The organism is Paraburkholderia sp. JPY419 (assembly GCF_050435705.1).
In the GTDB taxonomy this organism is placed as follows: Bacteria; Pseudomonadota; Gammaproteobacteria; order Burkholderiales; family Burkholderiaceae; genus Paraburkholderia; species Paraburkholderia youngii.
Genome location: NZ_JBNDKV010000004.1, coordinates 2,385,450 through 2,408,996, shown reverse-complemented (window position 1 = coordinate 2,408,996; position 23,547 = coordinate 2,385,450). Strand labels below are relative to the sequence as shown.

General features: G+C 63.2%; 21 protein-coding genes. 9 read left to right on the top strand and 12 right to left on the bottom strand.

All coding sequences use genetic code 11. The features are described 5' to 3' along the window. Position 1 precedes the first annotated feature (1 nt). The 3 genes from QFZ91_RS39505 (at position 2) to QFZ91_RS39495 (ending at position 2,916) form a co-directional block, all read left to right on the top strand. Positions 2–541, top strand: coding sequence for a thioredoxin family protein (locus QFZ91_RS39505; protein WP_176382915.1), 540 nt, complete (start codon positions 2–4; stop codon positions 539–541). Between the two features lie 292 nt (positions 542–833). After that, positions 834–1,223 carry a hypothetical protein gene (locus QFZ91_RS39500; RefSeq protein WP_429570614.1) on the top strand — a complete coding sequence of 130 codons (390 nt, stop codon included), beginning with the start codon at positions 834–836 and terminating at the stop codon, positions 1,221–1,223. Between the two features lie 370 nt (positions 1,224–1,593). Continuing rightward, the gene (locus tag QFZ91_RS39495; protein ID WP_429570613.1) at positions 1,594–2,916 is read left to right on the top strand and encodes an amidohydrolase family protein; all 1,323 of its coding nucleotides are present in this window, start codon (positions 1,594–1,596) and stop codon (positions 2,914–2,916) included. A gap of 60 nt (positions 2,917–2,976) precedes the next feature. On the opposite strand, the gene QFZ91_RS39490 is transcribed toward QFZ91_RS39495, so the two are convergent. Together QFZ91_RS39490 and QFZ91_RS39485 are read right to left on the bottom strand one after the other, a co-directional pair. Then, positions 2,977–5,127, bottom strand: coding sequence for a beta-glucosidase (locus tag QFZ91_RS39490; RefSeq protein ID WP_429570963.1), 2,151 nt, complete (start codon positions 5,125–5,127; stop codon positions 2,977–2,979). 627 nt (positions 5,128–5,754) lie between these two features. After that, positions 5,755–10,182, bottom strand: a complete 4,428-nt coding sequence (locus QFZ91_RS39485) for a YadA-like family protein (RefSeq protein ID WP_429570612.1) — start codon at positions 10,180–10,182, stop codon at positions 5,755–5,757. Between the two features lie 650 nt (positions 10,183–10,832). Here QFZ91_RS39485 and QFZ91_RS39480 point away from each other — a divergent pair. The 6 genes from QFZ91_RS39480 (at position 10,833) to QFZ91_RS39455 (ending at position 14,545) form a co-directional block, all read left to right on the top strand. Further along, positions 10,833–11,378 carry a hypothetical protein gene (locus tag QFZ91_RS39480; RefSeq protein WP_429570611.1) on the top strand — a complete coding sequence of 182 codons (546 nt, stop codon included), beginning with the start codon at positions 10,833–10,835 and terminating at the stop codon, positions 11,376–11,378. A gap of 122 nt (positions 11,379–11,500) precedes the next feature. After that, positions 11,501–12,031, top strand: a complete 531-nt coding sequence (locus tag QFZ91_RS39475; protein ID WP_429570610.1) for a M23 family metallopeptidase — start codon at positions 11,501–11,503, stop codon at positions 12,029–12,031. Between the two features lie 148 nt (positions 12,032–12,179). Then, entirely contained in the window at positions 12,180–12,767 is a 588-nt protein-coding gene (locus QFZ91_RS39470; protein WP_368593509.1) for a helix-turn-helix domain-containing protein, read from the top strand. Next, positions 12,764–13,291, top strand: a complete 528-nt coding sequence (locus tag QFZ91_RS39465) for an N-acetyltransferase family protein (protein ID WP_429570609.1) — start codon at positions 12,764–12,766, stop codon at positions 13,289–13,291. The genes QFZ91_RS39470 and QFZ91_RS39465 overlap by 4 nt, the downstream gene beginning before the upstream one ends. 96 nt (positions 13,292–13,387) lie before the next feature. Continuing rightward, positions 13,388–13,843 carry a MarR family winged helix-turn-helix transcriptional regulator gene (locus QFZ91_RS39460; RefSeq protein ID WP_429570608.1) on the top strand — a complete coding sequence of 152 codons (456 nt, stop codon included), beginning with the start codon at positions 13,388–13,390 and terminating at the stop codon, positions 13,841–13,843. A gap of 57 nt (positions 13,844–13,900) precedes the next feature. Beyond that, entirely contained in the window at positions 13,901–14,545 is a 645-nt protein-coding gene (locus tag QFZ91_RS39455; protein WP_176382930.1) for a trimeric intracellular cation channel family protein, read from the top strand. A gap of 10 nt (positions 14,546–14,555) precedes the next feature. Here QFZ91_RS39455 and QFZ91_RS39450 read toward each other — a convergent pair whose 3' ends face one another. The 10 genes from QFZ91_RS39450 to QFZ91_RS39405 all read right to left on the bottom strand — a co-directional run bounded on the left by QFZ91_RS39450 (position 14,556) and on the right by QFZ91_RS39405 (position 23,457). Further along, a complete protein-coding gene (locus QFZ91_RS39450) occupies positions 14,556–15,524 on the bottom strand; it encodes a type II secretion system F family protein (protein WP_429570607.1) in 969 nt (322 codons plus the stop codon). Positions 15,525–15,548: 24 nt separating this feature from the next. Then, entirely contained in the window at positions 15,549–16,526 is a 978-nt protein-coding gene (locus QFZ91_RS39445; RefSeq protein ID WP_429570606.1) for a type II secretion system F family protein, read from the bottom strand. 52 nt (positions 16,527–16,578) lie between these two features. Further along, a complete protein-coding gene (locus tag QFZ91_RS39440) occupies positions 16,579–17,940 on the bottom strand; it encodes a CpaF family protein (RefSeq protein ID WP_429570605.1) in 1,362 nt (453 codons plus the stop codon). A 36-nt stretch (positions 17,941–17,976) separates the two neighbouring features. Next, positions 17,977–19,188, bottom strand: a complete 1,212-nt coding sequence (locus tag QFZ91_RS39435; protein WP_429570604.1) for an AAA family ATPase — start codon at positions 19,186–19,188, stop codon at positions 17,977–17,979. A 68-nt stretch (positions 19,189–19,256) separates the two neighbouring features. Continuing rightward, positions 19,257–19,571, bottom strand: coding sequence for a hypothetical protein (locus QFZ91_RS39430; protein ID WP_429570603.1), 315 nt, complete (start codon positions 19,569–19,571; stop codon positions 19,257–19,259). Positions 19,572–19,592: 21 nt separating this feature from the next. After that, the gene (locus QFZ91_RS39425; RefSeq protein ID WP_429570602.1) at positions 19,593–21,512 is read right to left on the bottom strand and encodes a pilus assembly protein N-terminal domain-containing protein; all 1,920 of its coding nucleotides are present in this window, start codon (positions 21,510–21,512) and stop codon (positions 19,593–19,595) included. 102 nt (positions 21,513–21,614) lie between these two features. Further along, entirely contained in the window at positions 21,615–22,439 is an 825-nt protein-coding gene (cpaB, locus tag QFZ91_RS39420; RefSeq protein ID WP_368595792.1) for a Flp pilus assembly protein CpaB, read from the bottom strand. A 36-nt stretch (positions 22,440–22,475) separates the two neighbouring features. Next, positions 22,476–23,018 (bottom strand): A24 family peptidase, encoded by a 543-nt coding sequence (locus QFZ91_RS39415; RefSeq protein WP_429570601.1) that lies wholly within the window; start codon positions 23,016–23,018, stop codon positions 22,476–22,478. A 30-nt stretch (positions 23,019–23,048) separates the two neighbouring features. Beyond that, positions 23,049–23,219 (bottom strand): Flp family type IVb pilin, encoded by a 171-nt coding sequence (locus QFZ91_RS39410; protein WP_429570600.1) that lies wholly within the window; start codon positions 23,217–23,219, stop codon positions 23,049–23,051. Between the two features lie 67 nt (positions 23,220–23,286). Further along, positions 23,287–23,457: a Flp family type IVb pilin gene (locus QFZ91_RS39405; protein ID WP_429570599.1), complete on the bottom strand. Its 171-nt coding sequence runs from the start codon at positions 23,455–23,457 to the stop codon at positions 23,287–23,289. Positions 23,458–23,547: the final 90 nt, after the last annotated feature.

Sequence of the window (23,547 nt, the reverse complement as noted above, 5' to 3'; positions counted from 1 at the left end):
CATGACTACCCGATTGAAAAGCTTCGCACTGTCCGCCGCGTTTGCCGCCTGCGCGTTGATCGCGGCGAGTACGGCCGCGATCGCCGCGCCGCAGGAAAGCGGGCCGCCGGCACCCGAGCTCACAGGCATCACGCAATGGCTCAATAGCGAGCCGCTCAAATTGCAGCAGTTGCGCGGCAAAGTAGTACTCGTCGACTTCTGGACCTATAGCTGCATCAATTGCGCCAACACGCTGCCTTACGTGAAAAGCTGGAACCAGAAGTACAAGGATCAGGGGCTCACGGTGATCGGTGTGCATACGCCCGAATACCCGTTCGAACGCGACACCGGCAATGTGAAGACCGCGCTCAAGCGGCTCGGCATCACCTATCCGGTTGCGCAGGACAACCAGTACGCGACCTGGAATGCGTATAACAACCAGTACTGGCCCGCGTTCTATCTGATCGACAAGCAAGGTCATATCGTCTACTCGCACTTTGGAGAAGGCGACTATGCGCAGACCGAAGCGAAGATTCAGGCGCTGCTCGCGCAGAAGAACTGACGAAGCGCTCCGTCGCGGTGACCCTGGTCGCGACGATCAGACTACATCGAGCTTTGATCGCACAAGCCCGCCTGAACCGAATCGTCGGGCCAGGCGGGCTTCTCTTCGCCCACCAAACCCTGCTCCAGATTCGCTGCCGGCGACGCTTTCAAGGTGTAAAACGGACCTTTCGCGCCCGGGCTGGACGAGCGTATTCGTCAAGACTTTTCCGATGGTACTATCGGCTGTCATTGCCGTTATTGTCCTTCTGGCCTTCGATCTCCGCATGACCTCTTCTCAGGAGAACCAACCCATGTCAGTACCGTCGCGGCTGTACAAAGCGGTTATTGGTAGCTTGCTCGTGCTGGAAACAATGTGCGCTCACGCGGCCATCAACCTTGGATTCCTGAGCGATACGCCGATCAGTCTGATGCGGCAAGCGGACATCGCGTCGATCCAGTCCGCAGTGAATCAGGCGCTCGATACCAAGCAGGATGGCGAATCACTCGACTGGACGAACGACGCTACGCGCAACAGGCCTCGTGTCCACGCGACCATCACACCCTCACACACGGTCAAGGAAGAGGCGCGAACATGCCGGGTCGCGGCAATCGACCTCAGTGCAAGAGGACAAACGATGCATCTCACTCCGCGATTCTGCCGGTCCGGTTCGGACAATTGGGAATTTCAGCGCCGCCACTGAATACTCGAAGATTCGGCGTTCATCGATCCGGCGGGCTGGCCCTCGCTATGCCCGCTCGTCGCATCGCTATCTTGGTTCGACCGATCATTTCCGCACTCCGCTCACGCATTTGCCATCCTCGTTCGCAGCAGATACTCTGTGCTGGCTTGACTCTCACGTCGTCAATTGTGAACTGTAGTCAGACGGCGGCTTTCGATGCACCGTGGTCCACGTCATGGGGTGAGCTATGCCTTCAGGAAAGTATCTTGGCAATAAAATAGTCAGTCCATCTTCTTCATGTCTTTGCGACAAGTCACAAGTGCAATATGCAAACCGCCGTATTAGTGCCGACCTGTCGCGCCGCGGTTTTGTCACTGGTCTCGCCGCCTCGATGCTGAGTCTCGTAATGCCCGGGCTCAGCAATGCCCAAACCACCGTGCCGCCAGCACCGCCCGCGAAGCCGGTGCTGTTCACGAACTTCCGTTTGTTCGATGGCAAATCGTCGACGTTGCGTGACGGCCTCTATATGGTCGTCGAGGGTGACAGCATCAGCCAGGTGGGTCGAGGGCAACCGGCTTCGAGCGACGGCAAAACGCTGGTCGATTGCGGTGGCAAGGTGATGATGCCCGGCATGATCGACATGCACTGGCATGCGCTGCTCGCGGCGGTGCCGGTTCAGGTCATCCTTCAATCGGACATTTCACTCGTCCATATCGCGGCAAGCGCTGAAGCGGAACGCACGCTACTGCGCGGCTTCACGACGATCCGCGACGCGGGCGGCCCGTCGTTCGCGCTGAAGCAGGCAATCGATAGCGGCATGATTTCCGGACCGCGCATCTATCCGTCTGGCGCGATGATCACGACCACTGGCGGTCACGGCGATTTCCGCGCACTGACCGAGTTGCCGCGCACCAGCAGCCAGGTCACCCAATTGGAGCGGGACGGTGGCTTCGCAATCGCCGACACCGAGGACGAAGTCCGCTTGCGCGTGCGCGAGCAGTTCATCCAGGGCGCGACGCAGATCAAGCTGGTCGGCTCCGGTGGCGTATCGACGCCGCGCAGTCCGCTCGACATGCTCACCTTTACCGAAAAGCAGTTGCGCGCGGCCGTCGAAACAGCGGCCGACTGGGGCACCTATGTCCTCACGCATGCGTACATGCCAGAAGCGGTTCAGCGCTCCGTTGCGGCGGGCGTGCAGTGCGTCGAGCACGGTCATCTGATGGACGACAAGACTGCGGCGTTGATGGCGAAGAACGGCACGTGGTTGAGCACGCAGCCGTTCGTCAACGAAGACGACGTGGGCCCGCTCGCCCCACAGAGCCGCGAGAAATTTTTCGAAGTGATTGCGGGCACCGATCGCGCTTTCAAACTCGCGCGCAAGCATGGCATCAAGGTCGCATTCGGCACGGACCTGATCTTTTCGCAGACCGTGGCCGCAGGGCAAGGCAGGATGCTCACGCATATGAAGCGGTGGTACAACGGAGCCGAGGCATTGACCATGGCAACGGGCACCAATGGACAACTACTCGCGCTGTCCGGGCACCGCAATCCGTATCCGCGCAAGCTCGGCGTACTCGAAGAAGGTGCATACGCCGATCTGCTTCTCGTCGATGGCAACCCGCTCGAGAATCTCGACCTGATGGCTAACCCGGAGCAGAACCTGCGGGTCGTGATGAAGGATGGAAAGTTCTACAAGAACACGCTGAAAGCGTGATCGGCAATACAAGCGGGCGCGCAACTTCGCGCGCCCGCGATCGCTACGACGTCACACTATTTAGCCGTGCCCCTGCAGACGGATGTCGCGCGACGATGCGCCGACGTACACCGTGCTGCCCGGCACATAGCGCCAACGGTTGTTCGTGGTATCCCACACGCTCTGCATGCGCTGCGTCACGACCACGTGCACGCGACGCGATTCGCCCGGGTTCAGACCAACCTTGTCCCAGCCGACGAGACGCCGCGGCGGCTCACCCTGATACGGTACGCCGAGATACACCTGCGGCACTTCGGCACCGGCGACGCGCCCATCGTTACGCACGTTGAACGACACATCGATCAGACCGTCGGGCAGATGCTGAACCGATAGACCCGAGTACGCGAAGTGCGTGTACGACAGGCCGTAGCCGAACTCGAACATCGGCGTGATGTTCTGCGAGTCGTACCAGCGATAGCCCATATCGAGCTTCTCGGAGTACACCGGGTTCGCCGCAAACGCGCCATTCGTGCCCCACGTCGGCGTGTCCTGGTCGCGTACCGGGAACGTGACGGGCAGCTTGCCGGAAGGATTGACCTTGCCGAACAGCACGTTCGCAATCGCGTTGCCGCCGCCTTCGCCCGGATACCATGCTTCGACGATCGCCGACACGCTGTCCTTCCACGGCATCAGCACCGGGTTGCCGCTTTCGACGACGACGATCGTATGCGGATTGGCCGCCGCAACCGCTTCGACGAGTGCATCCTGGTTGGTCGGATTCGCGAGGCCCAGGCTCGGCAGATCGCCGATATCCTCGCCGGCCGGCTGCGCGACCACGACGATCGCGACGTCGGAGTTCGCGGCCAGCGTTGCTGCCTGGGTGATCTGCTGCTGCGTATAGGCGGCAAACGGCGACTGCTGATCGCTGTTGCCGGCGAAGGTCACCGTGGCCTGCGGCGCGAGCGCCTTGATCGCCGACACGATCGGCGTGTTCAGCTTCAGCCACGGGTTGGTCCACCAGCTGCAGCCCGTCTCGGTGCCGAACGTCAAGCCGCCGCAACCGGCGAACGCGCCCGTCACCGGATCGCGGGTGTTGCCCGAACCGCCGCCCGTCAACACCGCCGCGTCAGCGTGCCCGCCGATCACCGCGATACGCGAGAGCGAACCGGCGGACAGCGGCAACTGATTGCCCGCATTCTTCAGCAGTACCATCGACTGCTCTTCGACCGACTGCGTGAAGGCTCTCGCGGCCGAGAAGTCGATGGTCGCGCCACCCTTCGGCGGATCGTCCATCACGCCCGTGCGGATCATCACGTACAGCTTGCGCTCGACCATGTCGTCGAGGCGCGCGGTCGACACCGAGCCGTTCGCGATTGCCTGCTTGACCAGCGTGGGCGTCAGATAGACGGTCGAACCGACGTCTTCTTCTTCATCGAGACCGGCATTGATCGCGGCGGCGGTGCTATGCGTCGCGCCCCAATCCGACTGCACCTGACCTTCGAAGTGCCAGTCGTTCTTCAGTACGTCGTTGAGAATGTGCGAGTTCTCGCAGGCATAGGTGCCGTTGACCTCGTTGTAGCTGCACATCACGCTGCCCGGCTGCGCGCGGCGCGCGGCGATTTCGAACGGCAGCAGATAGAGCTCGCGCATCGTGCGCTCGTCGATCTGGCTGTTGCCGCCGCCGCGGTTGTGTTCCTGCTCGTTGCCCATGTAGTGCTTGATCGTCGCGATGACCTTCTGGCTTTGCGTGCCGTCGGTGCGTTCGGCGAGCATCTCACCGGCGAGCACCGGATCTTCGCCGAGATACTCGAAGAGCCGGCCACCGCGCGGCTCACGCGCGAGGTTGGTGCCACCGCCGAGGCCCATGCCGAAGCCCTGCTGACGCAACTGGATCGCGATCTGCTTGCCGAAGTTCCACGACAGCGCGCGGTCCCAGCTCGCCGCCACCGCGAGCGTCGCCGGGAAGGTCGTCGATGGCTGGTTGGTGCTGCCCGAACCGGTGGCTGAGTCGACCATGTTCAGGTCGGGAATGCCGAGACGCGGCACGCCCTGAATGTAGCCAGCGCCGCCGCCCGGCACGGCGGACATCGCGTACTCCGAATGAATGAACTGCAGTTTTTCGTCGATTGTCATCTTGTTGACGAGCGTTTCCGCGCGCCGATGCGCGGCCGCCGACGCGAACGCGTTCAGCACCGTCGACATGGGTGCGAAGTCGAGACCAGGAGTGGGCATTTCCGCGTGCGCAGCAGCGCTCACGACCGCCGCTATCGCGACGGCCGGCCATAGTTTCTTCTGCATAGGTGTCTCTCCGAAATTGTGCTCTTCTTGGGACAACGGAGCGCGTCGAGTGGGTGGAAAGCGGACGCGAAAACAGGCATGCAGCGATGACTGCAAACGTTTGCCTGTTGGAAGAAGAATCGGCTCAGCTGGATGGGCTGTAGCGGCTCTCCGTGGTGATTAATGTAAGAATGTAGTCTGACTACAGCATCGGTAGTTCTACTAATGCGGGCAATTTTATGCGTAATGGGGCGTAAGGCCTTTTCTTACATAATTCAATTGAAAGTTAATGAATTAAGTTGAATAGCGCGCCAGCAATTTCTTTCCGGTCTTTTATTGAAAATTCGGCCGGAGAAAATATTCCTGATGTTGGCCGGCCAATTTCGCTGAGCGAAATCCGTATCCTTGCAATGCCTCGGCCTCGAATTGCTCGAGCGGACTCGCATCGATTACATAACGACGCACCACGTAATCATTGAAATCCCGTTGAGAAGTCACCCCAAAAAAAAGACGGGCAGGATGTTCGCACATCCCGCCCTGTTCCGCTTCTTTCGTTAGTCTATCCGTGTGCCGTTCTCCAGTTTAGAAGACGAAACCGGCGCCGGCGCCGACGGCGAACGAACCCGCGGTGGTGGTCGAGCCCGAAGCCTTGATGATCCATTTGCCGTTACGCGTGAACGTCGACAAACCGACGGCAACTGCGGATTGGCCTGCATACGTTCCGCCTGCGACGGCTACGATGCTCTTGCCCGCGGCAGGAGCCTGGGGCAGATTGGCCGTGGCGATCGCCGCTGCCGAGCCGGAATATGATTTCTTCGCGATACTGTCGATCGTGCTGTTCAGGTCGTTGAACCGCATGTCGGTGTAGTTGTTGGCCTGCTGCACGCCCTGCGCAACCGAGCTGTTCATCTGACCGACATTGACCGCATCCGTGTCCGCCGTACCTGCTGCAACGTTGGTGATCTGACGCTGCTGCGTGGCCGAACCCACCGACACCGAGTTGTCCCGATCCGTCACCGAACCCTGACCCAATGCCACCGAGTTCGCATTGGCAGCCTGCGAGCCCGTGCCGATCGCCGTCGAGCTGGCGCCGGTTGCAGCCGCGTTGGCACCGACTGCCACCGCGTTGTCCGCTGCTGCGTTGGCGCTCGCGCCAATCACCGTGGCGTAGTTGCCCGACGCTGCCGCGCCTGCTCCGGCCGTCGTGCTGCCCGCACCGGTACCCGGCGTAGCGACATTGACCACCACGTCGTTACCGGCACCCGAAGATGAAGCGTCTTCTGCCTCGGAGACCGAGTTGCCCGGCTGAAGGTTCGACATCTGGCTGCCGAGATTCCACACCTGGCCGTTGAGGTCCGTTACCTGGTTCTGCAACGCGGACAACTGACCGTAGTTCACAGCGTCATACTGGCTGGTGCCGTTGGCCACGTTGGTCAGAATCACCGGACCCGTGCTCTGGCCTCCACCCAGCGTCACGGCACCGAGGTTCACCGAGCCGTCAGCGCGACGGTCGTACTGCACCGCGGCCGACAGTTGCGTGCCGACATCGCCCACCTGAGTCTGCAGCTTCGTGATGTCCTCCGTGTTCTGCGTCGTGCGACCGTCGAGGTTCGTGACGGCATCGCCTACGCTGTGCACCGTCGTGCCGCCTACGCTGTAGCTCGGTGCACTGAGCGTACCGTCTGCGTTCACGGTCGAACCGCCGCCCAGTGCCTCGGCCGTGCTCGATGCCGCGCCGTACAGCTGGCCGCCATTGATCGCATCCACGCTCGATGCGTTCACTGCGCCATTCGCCACGCCCGTCACCGTGCGGTTACCCGCCGCGCCCGCCACGTTCACCACCGTGCCGTCCATGTCCTTCGCCACCGTGATGTCGCGCGTGTTCGCGTCCTGCTGCACCAGACCCACCGTACCTTCGGACAACTGATTCTGCACGCTCGCGATGTTGGTCGCGTTCTGCGCAATGTCGCCCGTGTTCTGCGTCGTGCGACCGTCGAGGTTCGTCACGGCTTCGGCCACGCTGTACACCGTCGTGCCACCCACGCTGAACTTCGGCGCGCTGATCGAGCCATCCGCAAGCACGATCGAACCACCACCCAGCGCCCGGGCCGTGCTCGACGCCGTGCCGTACAACTGGCCACCGTTGACCGCGTCCACGCTCGATACCCGCACTGCGCCCGCAGCCACACCGGTCACCGTACGATTGCCCGCCGTGCCTGCCACGTTGATCACCGAACCGTCAGCGTCTTTTGCCACGGTGATGTCACGACTGGTTGCGTCCTGCTGGACCAGACCCACCGTGCCTTCGGACAACTGGTTCTGCACGTTCGTGATGCTGGACGCGTTCTGCGCGATGTTGCTCGTGTTCTTTGCGATGTCAGTTGCATTCAGCGCAATGTCGCCCGCGTTCTGCGCAATGTCGCCCGTGTTCTGCATCGTGCGACCGTCGAGGTTCGTCACGGCTTCGGCCACGCTGTACACCGTCGTGCCACCCACGCTGAACTTCGGCGCGCTGATCGAGCCATCCGCAAGCACGATCGAACCACCGCCCAGCGCCCGGGCCGTGCTCGACGCCGTGCCGTACAACTGGCCACCGTTGACCGCATCCACGCTCGATGCCCGCACTGCGCCCGCAGCCACACCCGTCACCGTACGGTTGCCCGCCGTGCCCGCCACGTTGATCACCGAACCGTCAGCGTCTTTTGCCACCGTGATGTCACGACTGGTTGCGTCCTGCTGGACCAGACCCACCGTGCCTTCGGACAACTGGTTCTGCACGCTCATGATGCTGGACGCGTTCTGCTCGATGTTGCTCGCGTTCTTTGCGATGTCAGTTGCATTCAGCGCAATGTCGCCCGTGTTCTGCGTCGTGCGACCGTCGAGGTTCGTCACGGCTTCGGCCACGCTGTACACCGTCGTGCCACCCACGCTGAACTTCGGCGCGCTGATCGAGCCATCCGCAAGCACGATCGAACCACCACCCAGCGCCCGGGCCGTGCTCGACGCCGTGCCGTACAACTGGCCACCGTTGACCGCGTCCACGCTCGATACCCGCACTGCGCCCGCAGCCACACCGGTCACCGTACGGTTGCCCGCGGTGCCTGCCACGTTGATCGCCGAACCGTCAGCGTCTTTTGCCACCGTGATGTCACGACTGGTTGCGTCCTGCTGGACCAGACCGATCGTGCCTTCGGACAACTGGTTCTGCACGCTCGTGATGCTGGACGCGTTCTGCGCGATGTTGCTCGTGTTCTTTGCGATGTCAGTTGCATTCAGCGCGATCTCGCCCGCGTTCAGCGCAATGTCGCCCGTGTTCTGCGTCGTGCGACCGTCGAGGTTCGTCACGGCTTCGGCCACGCTGTACACCGTCGTGCCGCCCACGCTGAACTTCGGCGCGCTGATCGAGCCATCCGCAAGCACGATCGAACCACCACCCAGCGCCCGGGCCGTGCTCGACGCCGTGCCGTACAACTGGCCACCGTTGACCGCATCCACGCTCGTTGCCCGCACTGCGCCCGCAGCCACACCCGTCACCGTACGGTTGCCCGCGGTGCCTGCCACGTTGATCACCGAACCGTCAGCATCTTTTGCCACCGAGATGTCACGACTGGTTGCGTCCTGCTGGACCAGACCCACCGTGCCTTCGGACAACTGGTTCTGCACGTTCGTGATGCTGGACGCGTTCTGCGCGATGTTGCTCGTGTTCTTTGCGATGTCAGTTGCATTCAGCGCGATATCGCCCGCATTCAGCGCAATGTCGCCCGCGTTCTGCGTCGTGCGACCGTCGAGGTTCGTCACGGCTTCGGCCACGCTGTACGCCGTCGTGCCACCCACGCTGAACTTCGGCGCGCTGATCGAGCCATCCGCAAGCACAATCGAACCACCGCCCAGCGCCCGGGCCGTGCTCGACGCCGTGCCGTACAACTGGCCACCGTTGACCGCGTCCACGCTCGATGCCCGCACTGCGCCCGCAGCCACACCGGTCACCGTACGGTTGCCCGCGGTGCCTGCCACGTTGATCGCCGAACCGTCAGCGTCTTTTGCCACCGTGATGTCACGACTGGTTGCGTCCTGCTGGACCAGACCGATCGTGCCGTTGTCCAGCCCGTTCGTGATGTTCATAACGTCACCGGCAATGTTCTGAACGTTGGCCGTGTTCTGCGTGGTACGGGCATCGACGTTGGCGAACGCGTCACCCACGTTGTCGACCGTCGTACCGCCCACGCTGTACGCAGGCGCCTTGACGGAACCGTCGGCATCGACCGCAGCACCGCCGCCGAGCGCGCTCGTCACGCCTTTGAGCTGCGACACGACGACCGCGTCCGAGTCTTGCGTGCCGGCCGCAACATTCGTGATCTGGCGCATGGCCATCGCACTGCCAACCGACACCGTATTTTCGCGGTCGGCGATCGAACCCGAGCCCAGCGCCACGGAGTTTGCCGCGGTCGCACTCGTACCGGTACCGAAGGCGATCGAGTCGGAACCCGAAGCGATCGAGTTCGAACCCATCACCACCGCACCAGCAGCGGAGGCAGTATTGTTCAGACCGATCGCAATGCCAGCGGTCGCACCGTACATGACAGTCGACCGGCCCAGCGCCACCGACCAGTCCGCCGCTGCGATTGCACCAGGGGTCGAGCCGTCGTGGCTGCCGCCACCAGCGGCGAACGAACCCGTGCCGATTGCCGTAGTGTCGTTACCAAAGGCCGCGCTGCCCGCACCCGTCGCGGCCGCGTTCGAGCCGACCGCAGTGGAGCTATCGCCTAAAGCGAATGCAGCATTGCCGGAATCCGCACCGATTGCCACGGAGGACGGGCCCTCCGCAAGGCCGCTACCCGCCGCGTACTGCGCATGCGCGAGAGGCGCAATTGCGCTCGTCGCCAGCAACGCTGCACCCATCAGACTGACTGCTTTCGACTTGCCGCGCTTGCCACGAGTCTTCGAGTTTTCACACGCAGCTACCCACGAACCCAGGGCTTCGTTCCAGACGCTGATATACGACTTGTTCATGATCCTATCCCTATCAAGGTAATGAAAATAGATTTGCGGCGAATCGCCACCCGAAAATCACGGAAATTAACCAGATGCAATTAAATCGTTACCATTAAATACAGAACACACAGAATTCCCGTTGCCTTCGAATCTTTGAAACTGATTTCATCTTAGATTTTTGGGATAGGATAAAAATAGGACCGATCCGAATCGTCGATCGAGTTCAGCTATTAGATCTATTTGAAAAATCAATTTAATACCAAGCACCCTAAAATCGCTTGGCGGCTGCGCATAAGAGGTTTTAAGAGAGAACTGCGATTTTTGTGAAAACCGGTAACTGGTGCTTTTTGATAACCTGCGATAGACACACAGGCTTAGACAAGCCTGCGTGTCCGCTGCCCTGAAGAAACGCCGGATCGCCCGACAGCTCGAGCGGGAACGCCATCCGCGAAAGCACTCGGTTCGCCCTGCATGAAAAAATGGCGGGACGACGCTCATGCGGTTGACGGTACTGGCGCCGAGCCTATCTCAAAATTCGGATTCTCCCGATATTGATAGCGTGCCGCGCCCCATAGACTGAAAGCTACTAATACCGGGTTGTGTAGCGAGAAAGAGAATCCCTTGTTCGATTTATTGGGTTCCCGTGGCGTTTCAAGCGACGTCGTTTCATGCCTGCAGCCCTTTTATTCCGACTGCGAGGTTTTGAAATGATGCGCTTACGCCATTTACGTCACGCCTGCTCTCGCGCTCAGGTTATTTCCGAGAATGTGGTTCATTCGGTCTATTGCCGATTTAAATCTCCGGCGGCCGCCGTGTTTCTGTTTGGCATGGTTGCGATGCTGGGAACGCCGAATGAGGTCACGGAAGCGGAGTTCGTCAGTCGCGGGCACGGATCAACTGCACGCCAATTGTCCCGAGCCTTGGAAGTGACGGCGCCGGCTGTCAATGACTCTGGCAGCAAAACCAGCAATGGTCAGCTATCCCACGCTGCACCGCTTGTCATGTCGGATCTCGACAGCGGTTTTTACGCAGGGAAGATCGAAGCAACGTTGCGCGACACGCTGGCGCGGGCCAGCGTGCCGGCGGAGATACAGGAGCAGATCGCGCATATTTTCGCGCTCCTCGACTCGACCTCGCCGCGCCCGCGCACAAGGGCGACACTTATCGTGTTCTCTACGAAAGCGACGATACGAACGCACAGCGCAAGCGTCTAAGGGCGGTCGAGCTCCGCTCGGGCGGTGAGATCTACCAGGCCGTTTGGTTTGTCGCACCGGGGCGCACCGATGGAGACTACTATTCATTCGACGGGCGTGGACTCGCCGCGAAGCCGTTCTCCATGCCCCTCAACTACGTGCGGCTCAGTTCGCCATTCGGTTACCGAACCCATCCGGTCAAGGGCAAACACCAGATGCACACAGGTGTGGACTTTGCCGCACCGAAGGGGACACGCGTCGTCGCGGCCGCCGCAGGAACCGTGCGGTTCATCGGCTTCAAACCCGGATACGGCAACATCGTCGTACTCAGTCATCCGCGAGGTTTCACGACGCACTACGCACACCTGTCCGCCTTTTCCCGCGATTTGCGTGTCGGCAAACCGGTCGCCGAAGGACAACCGCTCGGCGCGGTGGGCAGCACCGGTACGGCTACGGGCAACCATCTGCATTTCGAGGTGCGTGAGTACGATCAACCGATCGATCCGCTCACTTTGACAGGCCGAACTGGCGCTTCGCCGCTCACGACCACTGAGCGGATCGCGTTCGACAGCATGACGGGCGCCCTGCGTGAACAACTCGCTGCATTGCCCGTCGATGCTCCGGCAAACAGGATGGCGTCGAATACCGCAGGCACGCCGAATTCGCCTGCATAGCGGAACAGCCCGCTGACTTGAGACGCGAGCTCAAAAACCATGAGCGTTGCAACGCGTGCGATTGCGAGCGAGCACGCGCCGCCCACTATTGACAATCAAAAAAACCATCTCTAGTTTACTAGACAAATAATCTCTCAAACTGGATAGCATGGACATCAACGCCCTGATCGCTCGTCGAGTCAAAGCGCTACGGGACGCTCAGAACTGGTCGCTCGACGCACTGGCCGAGCGCAGCAAGGTCAGCCGCTCGAATATCTCGCTCATCGAGCGCGGGCAAAGCAGCCCCACCGCGACCGTGCTGGATAAACTTGCCACCGCGTTGAACGTGCCGCTCGCATCGCTGTTCGAGCAGGATGGCGCAGCGGTGGCCGAGCCGTCGCCGGTCAGTCGCGCGTCCGAACAGGCGGTGTGGACCGATCCGGGTTCCGGTTATGTGCGGCGTCATCTGTCGCCTACCGCGCGCTCGGCGATCCAGTTGGTCGAAGTCGACTTTCCTGCCGGTCAGCGCGTCAGCTACGAAACCGGCACGCGCGACGCGGACATTCATCAACAGGTATGGATGCTCGACGGGTCGATGGAAATCACGGTCGGCGACACCAGTTGGCGGCTCAAGTCAGGCGACTGCCTGGCGATGCGGCTCGACAGCCCTATCGTGTTTCGCAACCCCACTCGCAAACGCGCGCGCTATCTGGTCGCGCTGAGCACGTCCCCCATCAATGAACGGAGAAGCGGATGAGCGATAACGTGATCATTCGGCGCGTCGGCGCGAACGAAGCGGCGGCCTGCATCGAAGCGCTCGCCGATGTGCTGATCGACTGCGTGGAAGGCGGAGCATCGGTCAGCTTCATGCTGCCGATTTCGCGCAACACAGCCCTCGCGTTCTGGCGCAACGTCGCCCAAAGCGTCGCACGCAGCGAACGCGCATTGCTGATCGCCGAAGATCGAGACGGCAGCATCGTCGGCACCGTGCAGTTGATCATCGCGCAACCCGAAAATCAGCCGCATCGAGCCGACGTCGCGAAGATGCTCGTACACCGAAGAGCACGCCGGCACGGCATCGCGCACGCTCTGATGAGCGAACTCGATCGCCTTGCGCGGGAAGAGAAAAAATCGGTCCTCGTGCTCGACACCGTAACCGGCGGCTATGCCGAGCGACTCTATCAGCGCGCCGGCTGGCAACGCGTCGGCAGCGTGCCGAACTACGCGCTGATGCCCGACGGCGCGTTGTGCGCCACCACCTTCTATTTCAAACAGCTTTGACGCACACGCAGCCCACGCGGCGCAAGTATTTGAAAGTTTCAACTACTTGCCTATAATGCCTGCACGACGGATAACGGTCGACAGCGGAGCAAATTCTTGTACTCGGACTTCCTGACTTTCAGGCTCGATCTGACCAGCGCGTTGCTGATCAACCGCGCGAACCTGGTCTACCGCGAGCGCTGGGATCTCGACGTGCGCGCGCTGCGCGTGCTGCGCCTCGTATGCGCGGAGCCCGACATCACGCCCAAGGCCGTTTCGCAGCGCGCGTTGATCGAAAAGACGCTGCTTTCCAAAGTTCTCGCCGAGCTTGAATCGCGCGGCCTGATCACGCGCAACGTGCATGCATCGGACCGTCGAAGCATCGCGTTACGCGCCACCCATCACGGCCTCGAAGTTGCGCAAGCGTCCGAAGCGGTAGGCACCAAGCTTGAAGTCGAGCTCGCGAAGGCGCTGAGCGCGAACGAACGTAAAACGCTCGAACGTCTGCTTAGCAAGCTTTCGCGTAGCCTGCTCGAAAGCGAGTCCGCAAGCGCGCCGCCCGCGAGCTACTGACCGACGGTCCGCATTTCGCAGCGCCCTCCCTGCGCTCGCCCAACACGAAACCACTCAGTGAATTCACACGCCGTCTATACCATTCTCGATCTGATCGGCACCTTCGCATTCGCGATCAGCGGCGCGGTCGCCGCACGTCAACGACGGCTCGACCTGTTCGGCATCGTCGTGATCGCCTTCATGGTCGCGTGCGGCGGCGGCATCGTGCGCGACGTGTGCATCGGCGCGATCCCACCGGCGGGGCTGTCGAACTGGCGCTATCTGGCCACCGCGCTCGCCGCGTCCGCGGTGACGATTCTCGCGTATCCGCAGGTGCGCCGGCTGCGTCAGCCGGTGCTGTTCTTCGATGCGATCGGGCTCGGTCTATTCGCGGTGTCGGGCGCGCAGAAAGCGCTCACGTATGGCCACAATGCCGAACTCGCGATTCTGCTCGGCGTCGTCAGCGCGGTGGGCGGCGGCGTGATGCGCGACGTCGTGCTCTCGCGCGTGCCAGCGATTCTCGAGCGCGAGATCTATGCGTCTGCCGCGCTGTTCGGCGCGGCGGTGCAGGTCGGCTTTTCGTATGCGGGCTGGACGGACTGGTGGACGCCGTGGTTCGCGACGTTGGCTTGCATGTTGGTGCGGCTCGCGTCGCTGCGCTACGGCTGGCGGCTCCCGGTCTTCCAGGGCAGACGCGCGGCCGAGACGCGCGACAATTCATAGCGGGCTCTGGTCATGCGCCGCCCACCATGCTCGGCAGCAGATCGCGATAGATATGAATCATCGCGGGCCCCATCAGCACGACCAGCAGCGCCGGAAAAATGCAGAACATCAGCGGAAACAGCAGCTTCAGCGCAATCTTGGCGGCCCGCTCCTCGGCGCGCATCCGGCGGCGCGTGCGCAGCGTATCGGAGAGCACGCGCAACGACGCGCCGATGCTGGTGCCGAAACGCTCGGCCTGAATCAGCATTGCACTGAACGAGTCGATGTCTTCCACACCGGTGCGCAGCGAAAAATTGCGCAGTGCCTTTTCCTTCGAGAAACCCGAGCGCATTTCGAGCAGCATCAGTTCGAGCTCACTCGCGACCACCGCGCTGCGCAGGCGGATTTCCTCGCCGACTTTCATCAGCGACGCATCGAGGCCCAGCCCCGCTTCCACACACACGGTCAGCAGGTCGAGCGCATCGGGAAAGTCCTCGACGATGCTGCGCTGGCGCGCTGCGGTGCGGCGCGACAGCACAACGTTCGGCAGGTAGTAGCCGAGAGCGGCCAGCACGACGAGCACGATCGCGCGTTCGAGCAGCGAGCTCGCGAATGACGAGCCGTACAGCGCGAGCATCGCCAGCAGCGGCAACGTCAGCGCGAGCGCGGTCTTCGCGGCCAGATAGATCGGCACGGCGTTGGCCGAGCGCCAGCCGGCGTTCATCAACTGCACGCGCAGCGCGGATTGCTCCCAGCCGTCCTTCGGCACCGACAGCTTCGAGATCGGCTGCGAGATCTCGACGAGCTTTTCGTACCACGGCGTCTGCGCGGCGGCGTCGAGTTGCTCCGGCGCCGGCACGGCATTCGCACCGCCCGCCTGCTCGATGCGGTGGCTCATGTCGCGCGGCGTGCTCAGATGCATCGCGCCGAACACGGCCGCGAAAACGATCGCGAATACGCCGGCGAGCAACAGAATCTGCGTGATGTTCAGTGTTTGCATGGTCCTTCTCCGATGACCTCGCGCTCAGACCCGGATCTTCACGATATGCCGCATCCACAGCATGCCGAACAGCATGCTGGCGCCCGCCACCGCGAGCATCTTGATGCCCGCCGGGTCCTCCCACAGCACGTTCAGGAACCCGGGGTTGATCGCTATCATCGCGCCGCCGACGCCGAACGGCAGTAGTCCGAGCACCCAACCGGAGACCTTGCCCTCGGCGGAGAGCACGCGAACTTTGTCGAACAGCTTGAAGCGGTCGCGAATCAGGGTGGTGATGCCGTCCAGTACTTCAGCGAGATTGCCGCCCGTCTCGCGCTGGATCACGACGGCGATCACGAAGTAGCGCAGATCGCGAATCGGCACACGTGTCGCGAGATTGGTCAGCGCCTCGCTGATCGATACACCGTAGTTGATCTCGTCGAACACGATGCGAAATTCGCCGCTCATCGGCTCGGCGAACTCGGTGCCGACCATATCGATCGCGCCGGTGAACGCATGGCCCGAGCGCAACGCGCGCGACAGCATGTCGCAAACGTCGGGCAGTTGCCGTTCGAGCTGAAGAATGCGCCGGTTGCGTCGCCGCTGTACGTAGACGAACGGCAGCAACGCGGATAGCGCGGCGGCGCCCGCCGTGAAGCCCCACGGCACCGCGAGGCTCGCGCCCAGGATCAGCACGAACGGCGGCAACACCGCGCAGGTGCCGACGAGTCGCCCGACCGACCAGGACAGCCCCGACTGCTGCAGAAACAGATCGAGCGCATGCACGCGCGGAATGCGCAGCAACAGCCGCGTGAGCACAGCCGACTCGGCCATCGTGCGCGACTTCAGAATCGACAGACGCTGCCTGCTCATTGGACCACCGGCCGATACCGCGCGAATCCGCGAATCGACGCGGCGCGCGACCGGGCCGTGCCGGCTGTTCCAATACTCGTAGACGCCGCCCGTCGCCAGCACCACGGCCGCGAACAGCAGAATGATCGACGCGTAGAAAATCGGGCTCATGCAAGTCTCCTGAAACAACGGGCGAGCGCACAGCGCGCGTGGCCCATCGACGTCATGTCGTTTCGAAGCGCCGCGCCGGATCGTAGACCTGCTCCGACGGCGCCACGCCAAATGCCTGCAAGCGTTCGGCGAATTTGGGCCGCACGCCGGTTGCGCAGAAATGGCCGCGCACATTGCCCTTGGTATCGACCCCGGAGCGGCGGAACACGAAGATCTCCTGCATGTTGATCATGTCGCCCTCCATGCCGGTCAGCTCCGAAATGCTGACGATCTTGCGGCGGCCGTCGGTCAGACGCGTGGCTTGCACGACCACCGAAATCGCCGACGAAATCTGCTGGCGCATCGTGCGTGTCGGCAGCGACAGGCCGCCGAGCGTCATCATGTTTTCGAGGCGCGTCAGCGCATCGCGCGGTGTGTTCGCGTGGATCGTCGACAGCGAACCTTCGTGGCCGGTGTTCATCGCGTTCAGCATGTCGAGCGCTTCGGCGCCGCGCACCTCGCCGAGAATGATGCGGTCGGGGCGCATCCGCAGCGCGTTGCGCACCAGCGTGCGCTGCGTTATCTCGCCGCGTCCCTCGATGTTCGGCGAACGCGTCTCCAGCCGCAGCACGTGCTGCTGGCGCAACTGCAGCTCGGCCGCGTCCTCGATCGTGACGATGCGCTCGTCGCCCGGAATGAATCCCGACAGCACGTTCAGCAGAGTGGTCTTGCCGCTGCCCGTGCCGCCCGACACGAGGATGTTCACCTTCGCGCGCGCCAGCGCGTCGAGCACTTCAGCCATCGGCGGCGTCAGGCTCTGCAATTCGATCAGATCGGCAACCTGCAACGGATTGGTGGCGAAACGGCGAATCGACAGCAACGGACCGTCGATCGCGCAGGGCCGGATGATCGCGTTCACGCGCGAGCCGTCCGGCAGGCGTGCGTCGACCATCGGGCTCGATTCGTCGATATGGCGGCCGACCCCTGAGACGATCTTCTCGATGACTTTCATCAGATGCGCGTCGTCGTAGAAGGTGACGTCGGTCGCCTCCAGCCGGCCGCGGCGCTCGACGTACGTCTGACGATGCGTATTCACCAGTATGTCGGACACGCTCGGGTCACGCAGCAGCACTTCGAGCGGACCGAAGCCGAACATTTCATCGTGCACGTCGCCGACGAGTTGCCGGCGTTCGAGATCGTTGGCGGGCGCCTTCTGGTCTTCGAGAATGCGTCCGATCAACGTCGCGATCTCCTGACGCACCTGCTCGGGCGGCAACCTCGACAGCCGTTCGAGCTCGACGCGTTCGAGCACCGCCTGATGAATCTCCCGTTTCAGTTTCTGGTAGGCGCCGCGCACCATGCCGGCGCTCGCCGGGTCGTGGCGTTCGCCCAGCGGCTGCGCGCGTTGCGCGGAAATCTGCTCACGAAGCGACATGACGTTCCCCTGTTCTGATCGTGTGGCGTTGGCGCGTTAAAGCGTTTCGAGTTTCGGCGACGACTGGCGGCCGAACAGCCGCCCGAGCAGCGACTCGCCCTTCGCGCGCGAACGCTCCGCTTTGGTCTCGCGCGCCGCGATGTTTTCGGCGAGCGCCTGCAGACTGCGCGCAACCCCGCTGCCGCGCCCGGTCTTCGACACCGGCAACCCCTGGTTCATCGCATCGGTCACCGTTTCGGCATCCTCGGGGATCACCTGATACGCGCTCATGCCGAGCACGGATTCGAGCGCCGCGCGCGGCCGCTCGCCGTGCCGCGTATAGCGGTTCAGGACCAGCCGCATCTGCTCCTGCGCGTAGCCGAGCGAGCACAGAATCTCCTGCAACCGACGGCCGGCACGCACGTGCGGCATGCTCGCCTGCAGCACGATATGAATCTGGTCGCTGCGATCTAGCGCGAGCATCGACAGCCGGTTCAGCGTCTGGCCAAGATCGAACAGCACGAAGTCGTAATGCGGCGCGGCGACGCCGAGCAGCCACTCGAGACGGTCTTCCTTGATCTCGGCCGCCTTCACCGGGTCGCCCGCGCCGGCGAGGATATGGAAGCTGTCGCTCACGTGCACGAGGCTCGTGTCGAAGAACGCGGCATCCATGCGTTCGATCTGCGCGCAGATTTGCGGCAACGTCGACGGCGGCGTCTGGTCGGAGACCAGAAACGCGGCATCGGCGAACTGCTGGTTCAGATCGATCAGCAATACGCGCTTTTTCTGCGGCAGCGTCGCGATCGCATGCGCGACGTTAGCGGCGATGAAGCTGGTGCCCGCGCCGCCCTTGCACGACATGAACGACAGAATCCGCGTGTCGCGCGTGCCGCCTTGCAGGCTCTGCGCCTGTGCGCGCTGCAACGCGTCGCCGAACTGGCGCGAATCGAGCGGCCAGTTCAGCACGTCGCGAAAGCCCGCGCGCATCGCGGCGATCAGCGTCTGCGGCGACGCGTCAGGAATCAGCAGGATGCAGGTGAGCCGCCCATGCTCGCGATGCAGGCGCTCCACCACCGCGAGCTCCGCGTCCTTCAGCGACGCGGCGTCGACGATCAGCACATCGAACGCGTCGAGCGCATCGCCGCGTTCGCCGAGCAGCGAGGGCGTGCCCATCGCGCGCGTGATCCGGTAGTCGCCGGCTTCGCCGCTCAGCTGCGCGATCTGAGCGAGCCGTGCGCCGTCTTCAGAGAGAGCCAGGATGTTGATCATGATGTTCTAAACCAAGCTGTCGAATTAGCCGGCGGATGGTGCGTCCGCCAGCCGCGCCACGTCCGCTATCACTGAGCGCCGCCACTGCTGCCGATTCCGACCACGAACGGATTGAACGTCGTGACCGGTGTCTGGAACGACTTGTCGTACTGCTGCTGCGCGGCGACCGCGGCCTTGCCGTCTACGCCTGGCGTGGATGGCGTGTGCTCGCTCGCGTGCGGATCGATGATCTGCATCTGCGTCACCGTGCGCACGGCGTTGCCGACGTGCGCGTCCCAGATCGGCGAGCTCGACATGCAGCCGCTCAACGAGCCGCCCAGCGTAGTGCACACCGTCAGCAGCAACGCCGCGCGGCGCGTGATCAGAAGATGTTCGAGTTTCATGAGAGTCTCCTTCGCGGCGCGTTACGGGTTAGGCTGGGTGGTCTTGATCGTCGGGTTGCCTGGGCTCAGGGCGTCGGCTTTGGCGAGCGCGGGTTCGGCGTTCGTTTGCATTTGCGCCTGCGCCGACGACGCTGCCGTTGTTGTCACCTTGTCCGGTGGCGGCATCGCAGCTGACGGTGCCAGCCGGTCCGCCTGGGTGTCGCGCGGCAGCAGCGCGGCGGGTGCGGCCGGGCCTTCGGTCGGTGCCGGCGTCAGAACTGGTGCGGGCGCCGCCGGTTGCGTTTGCGGTTGCGCGGGCATCTGCGGCGCGTTCGGGTTCGCCGCGCCCGCGGCCTGCGCCGCGGGCCCGCGGCCTTCCATGTTGCCGGTCGCGTAGACGGTGGCATCCGACACGCCCGTGAAGCTATCGGTCGGCAGCGGATAATCGCCCGCCGGCAGCGGCTTCACCAGATGCACCGTGACGATGAAGATCAGCTCCGTGCGATCCTGCTGGAACGACGTACTGCGAAACAGCGCGCCGAGCACCGGCACCTCGCCGAGGGCGGGCAGCGCCTTCAGCGAGCCAGTGATGTTGTTCTGGATCAGCCCGCCGATCGCGAAGCTCTCGCCGTCGTTCATCTGCACCGTCGTCGCCGCGCGGCGCGTCGTGATCAGCGGCAGGATCGCGGTGTTGCTCGTGCCGCTCGCCGTCACGGTCACACCGGTCGGCGACAGTTCCGACACTTCCGGCGCCACCTTCAGATTCACGCGGCTGCCCGCGAGCACGGTCGGCGTAAATTTGAGGCCGACGCCGAACTCTTCTTCCTGCAGCGTAATCGTCGAGCCGCCCGTGCCGTTGCTTTGCGGAACAGGAATGAAGACCCGGCCGCCCGCGAGGAACGACGCCTCCTGGCCGCTCAACGTGACGAGGTTCGGCTCCGCGAGAATCTTGCTGAGGCTGTCGCTCTTCTGTGCGTCGACGGCGATATTGAATGGCTTGTTGTTCGCCTTGCTCACCGCCACACCGCTGCTGACGCCGGCGAGCAGGCTGCTCACCAGCGCGCCGGTCCACGAACCGAAGCCGCCCTGGATGTTGACCGCCGCGCCCAACTGATTGAGCAGCGTCTTCGAGACCTCAGCGACCTTCACTTCGAGCATCACCTGTTGCGGCGAATCGACCGTCATCATGTTGATGACTTCGGAGCCCTTGCTAACACTCGTGCTTTGCTGCGAGATCGAACCACCGTTGCCAAAGCTCGCGGTGCTCGACTGGTCCTGCTGGGTGGGTTGCGCACCCGCGTAAGCGCCGGCGATGCTCATCGCCTGCTGCGCAGCCTGCCCGCTCGACACGCGGCCCGCGAGCACGAGGTTGCCGGCCGCGCTCGACACGCGAATGCCGCGCTCGTTCGGCAGCAGTTGCGCAAGCGTGCGCTGCAGCCCTTCGGCATCGACGCCGACGCTCACGTCGATGATCTGGCATGCGCCGCTGCGGCCCTGCACGATCATGTTCGTGGTACCGACACTCATGCCGACCACGTACAGCGTGCGTTGCGACACGAGCGTCGCCTGCGCGACGACCGGATTGCCGAGAGTGCGGTTGCGCGCGGGTTCGACGAGCGGAACCAGGGTCGACTTGCCGACCGCCACCGACACGCTCGACTCGTCGCGAATCTCGCCGGTGCAGTTCGGCCCGGTCAGTTGCACGGGGGCGACCGTCCGGCCGCTCGTCGCGCCGCTGGGCATCGGCGTGTTGCTGACCAGCATCGGCACGGCGCCCCGGCCGACCGGCAGCGGCGCAGTCTGCGCGCCCCAGCCCGGCGGCATTTGCGCGGCGGCCATCGTTTGTGCCGCGCTGTCTTGCGCGGCCGCAAGTCCGGCGCATAGCGCGGCGGCGACCACCGTGCCGCCGAGCGAGCGGCAACGCTTGCCGCCACCGGATAAGAACCGTTGTTGTGTTTTCATGTTGCTGCCCCCGTCGCTCGATAGTTGTGAACCGAGACGTCTTTTGATTGCCTTCTTGTTCAGATCGCGGCGTCTGTCATGAACGCGCGCGCCACGACCGCGCTAGAAACATTCGACGCTGCCCGTCACCCCCGACAGCACGCCGACGCAGTCGCGCTTGGGCGCCGGACGCGCCGCATAGTGCGTGCGCATCGGATGCACGTCGGGCGCCGCCGGCGCCGAAGCCGGCACGTCGAGCAAGGTCAGCTTGGTCGCGCCGCCGGTGCTTGGGGTCTGCTTGTCGATCTGGTTGCGCAGCACGAGCGACAGCGTGCCGACGCTGCGCGCGAGGTCGAGCTTCTCGGCCTGTTCGGGCGTCACCTCGAGCGTCACCGCGTTGACCACTTTTGGCGCCGTGTCGTCGCGGCTCACTTGCTGCGCGACTGCGAGCACGAGGATCTTCTCGAGCACGATCTTCGAAATGCTTTGCGACGTGTCGGTCTTGTTCGCCTGCTGCGTGTTGACGATCACGTCGACATAGTTGCCCGGCAGCGCGAAGCCCGCGACGCCGACCACGTCATTCACGCGCACCGTGATCGCGCGATGGCCTTCGCCGATCACCGCTGACAGGCCGCCCTTCGTGCCCTGCGGCGCGAGCTTCGATTCGAGCACCGGCTCGCCCGGCGAGAGACTCGTCAGCAGCACGCGCCCTTCGAGCGCCTTGCCGTCGGCGAATGCACCGGGCGGCACGCTCGAAGTCGGCCAGCTGACCATGTGGATCAGGTTCTGGTTCAGCGGCTGTCCGAGGCTGATGTCCGACGAGGCGACCGCAACCGACGTCACCGCGCCCGACGACGTCTGCAGCAGCCAGCGCGACGCGAAAATCACGGCCGCGAAGCCCGCCAGCACGGCGATCGTCAGCATCACTAAAGCCCGACTGTTTTTCATGGCAATACTCCCGCATCGTTCAGTGGAAACGTCCAGCTATAGCGCGGCCGCGAACAGCATGCCGAGGGTCCCGGCCGCGATCGCAACACCGTAGGGAATCGCCCCGACCGATTCGGACTGCGCATCGATTAGGCTCGGTTGTGTGAGCGGCGCGACGACGAGCCCGCCGATCAGTTGCCGCAGATTCGCGCGCAGGCGCGCGAATCTGCCGCGGCATAGCACGATCAGCAGCGACCAGAGTCCGCCGATCAGAAAAGTGGCGAGTGCGATCCGCCAGGTCAGCGAAGGTCCGACCCACGCGCCGATCGTCATCAGCAGCTTCACGTCGCCGGCGGCCATGCCGCGCAGCAGATAGAACGGCAACAGCACCGCGAAGCCGCACGCGGCGCCGATCAGCCATTCAAGCGCGCCGGCGAGCGGGCCGTGAATCGACATCTGCACGATCAGCGCGACGCACAGTCCGAGTGCGATCAGGCGATTCGGAATGCGCCGCGCGGTGAGATCGGTGCTCGCGGCCACGATCGCCAGCACCATCACGCACAGCGGTACAGGATGTGGTGGCAGAGGTGGCAGCGTCATGATGATCTCGTCATGGATGATGGAGCCGCGTCAGATCGACGAGGCGAGGTTGGTAAAGACCGAGCTGATGCTGCCGCTGAGCAGCTGAACGGCTCCGATGATCGCGAGGGCGATCAGCCCCGCGAGCAGTCCATATTCGATCGCGGTTATGCCGCCGTCGTCGGTCACGAAGTGCGTGACGCGGGCAATCAGATTGTTCATGACAGGTTCCTTTCTTCCGAAAGAAAGGCGACGGACGAATGGCAATGTTCGCCCGTCGCGCCGGAACTTAGATCGACGATGCGATGCTGTCGAAAACCGTGTTCAGGTTGGTGGCCAGCCCTTTGACCGCACCGATGATCGCGAGAGCGATCAGGCTCCCGAGCAGGGCATATTCGATGGCGGTCACGCCATCTTCGTCACGAACGAAACGGACTGCGGTAGCGATGATCTTCTTCATGGTTTTACTCCTCTGGATAACTGACTAATTAAACCCTTGACCGGAATTGGCGCGGGTGGTGGCACTACGGGCACTGCGGGATGCTGCAAC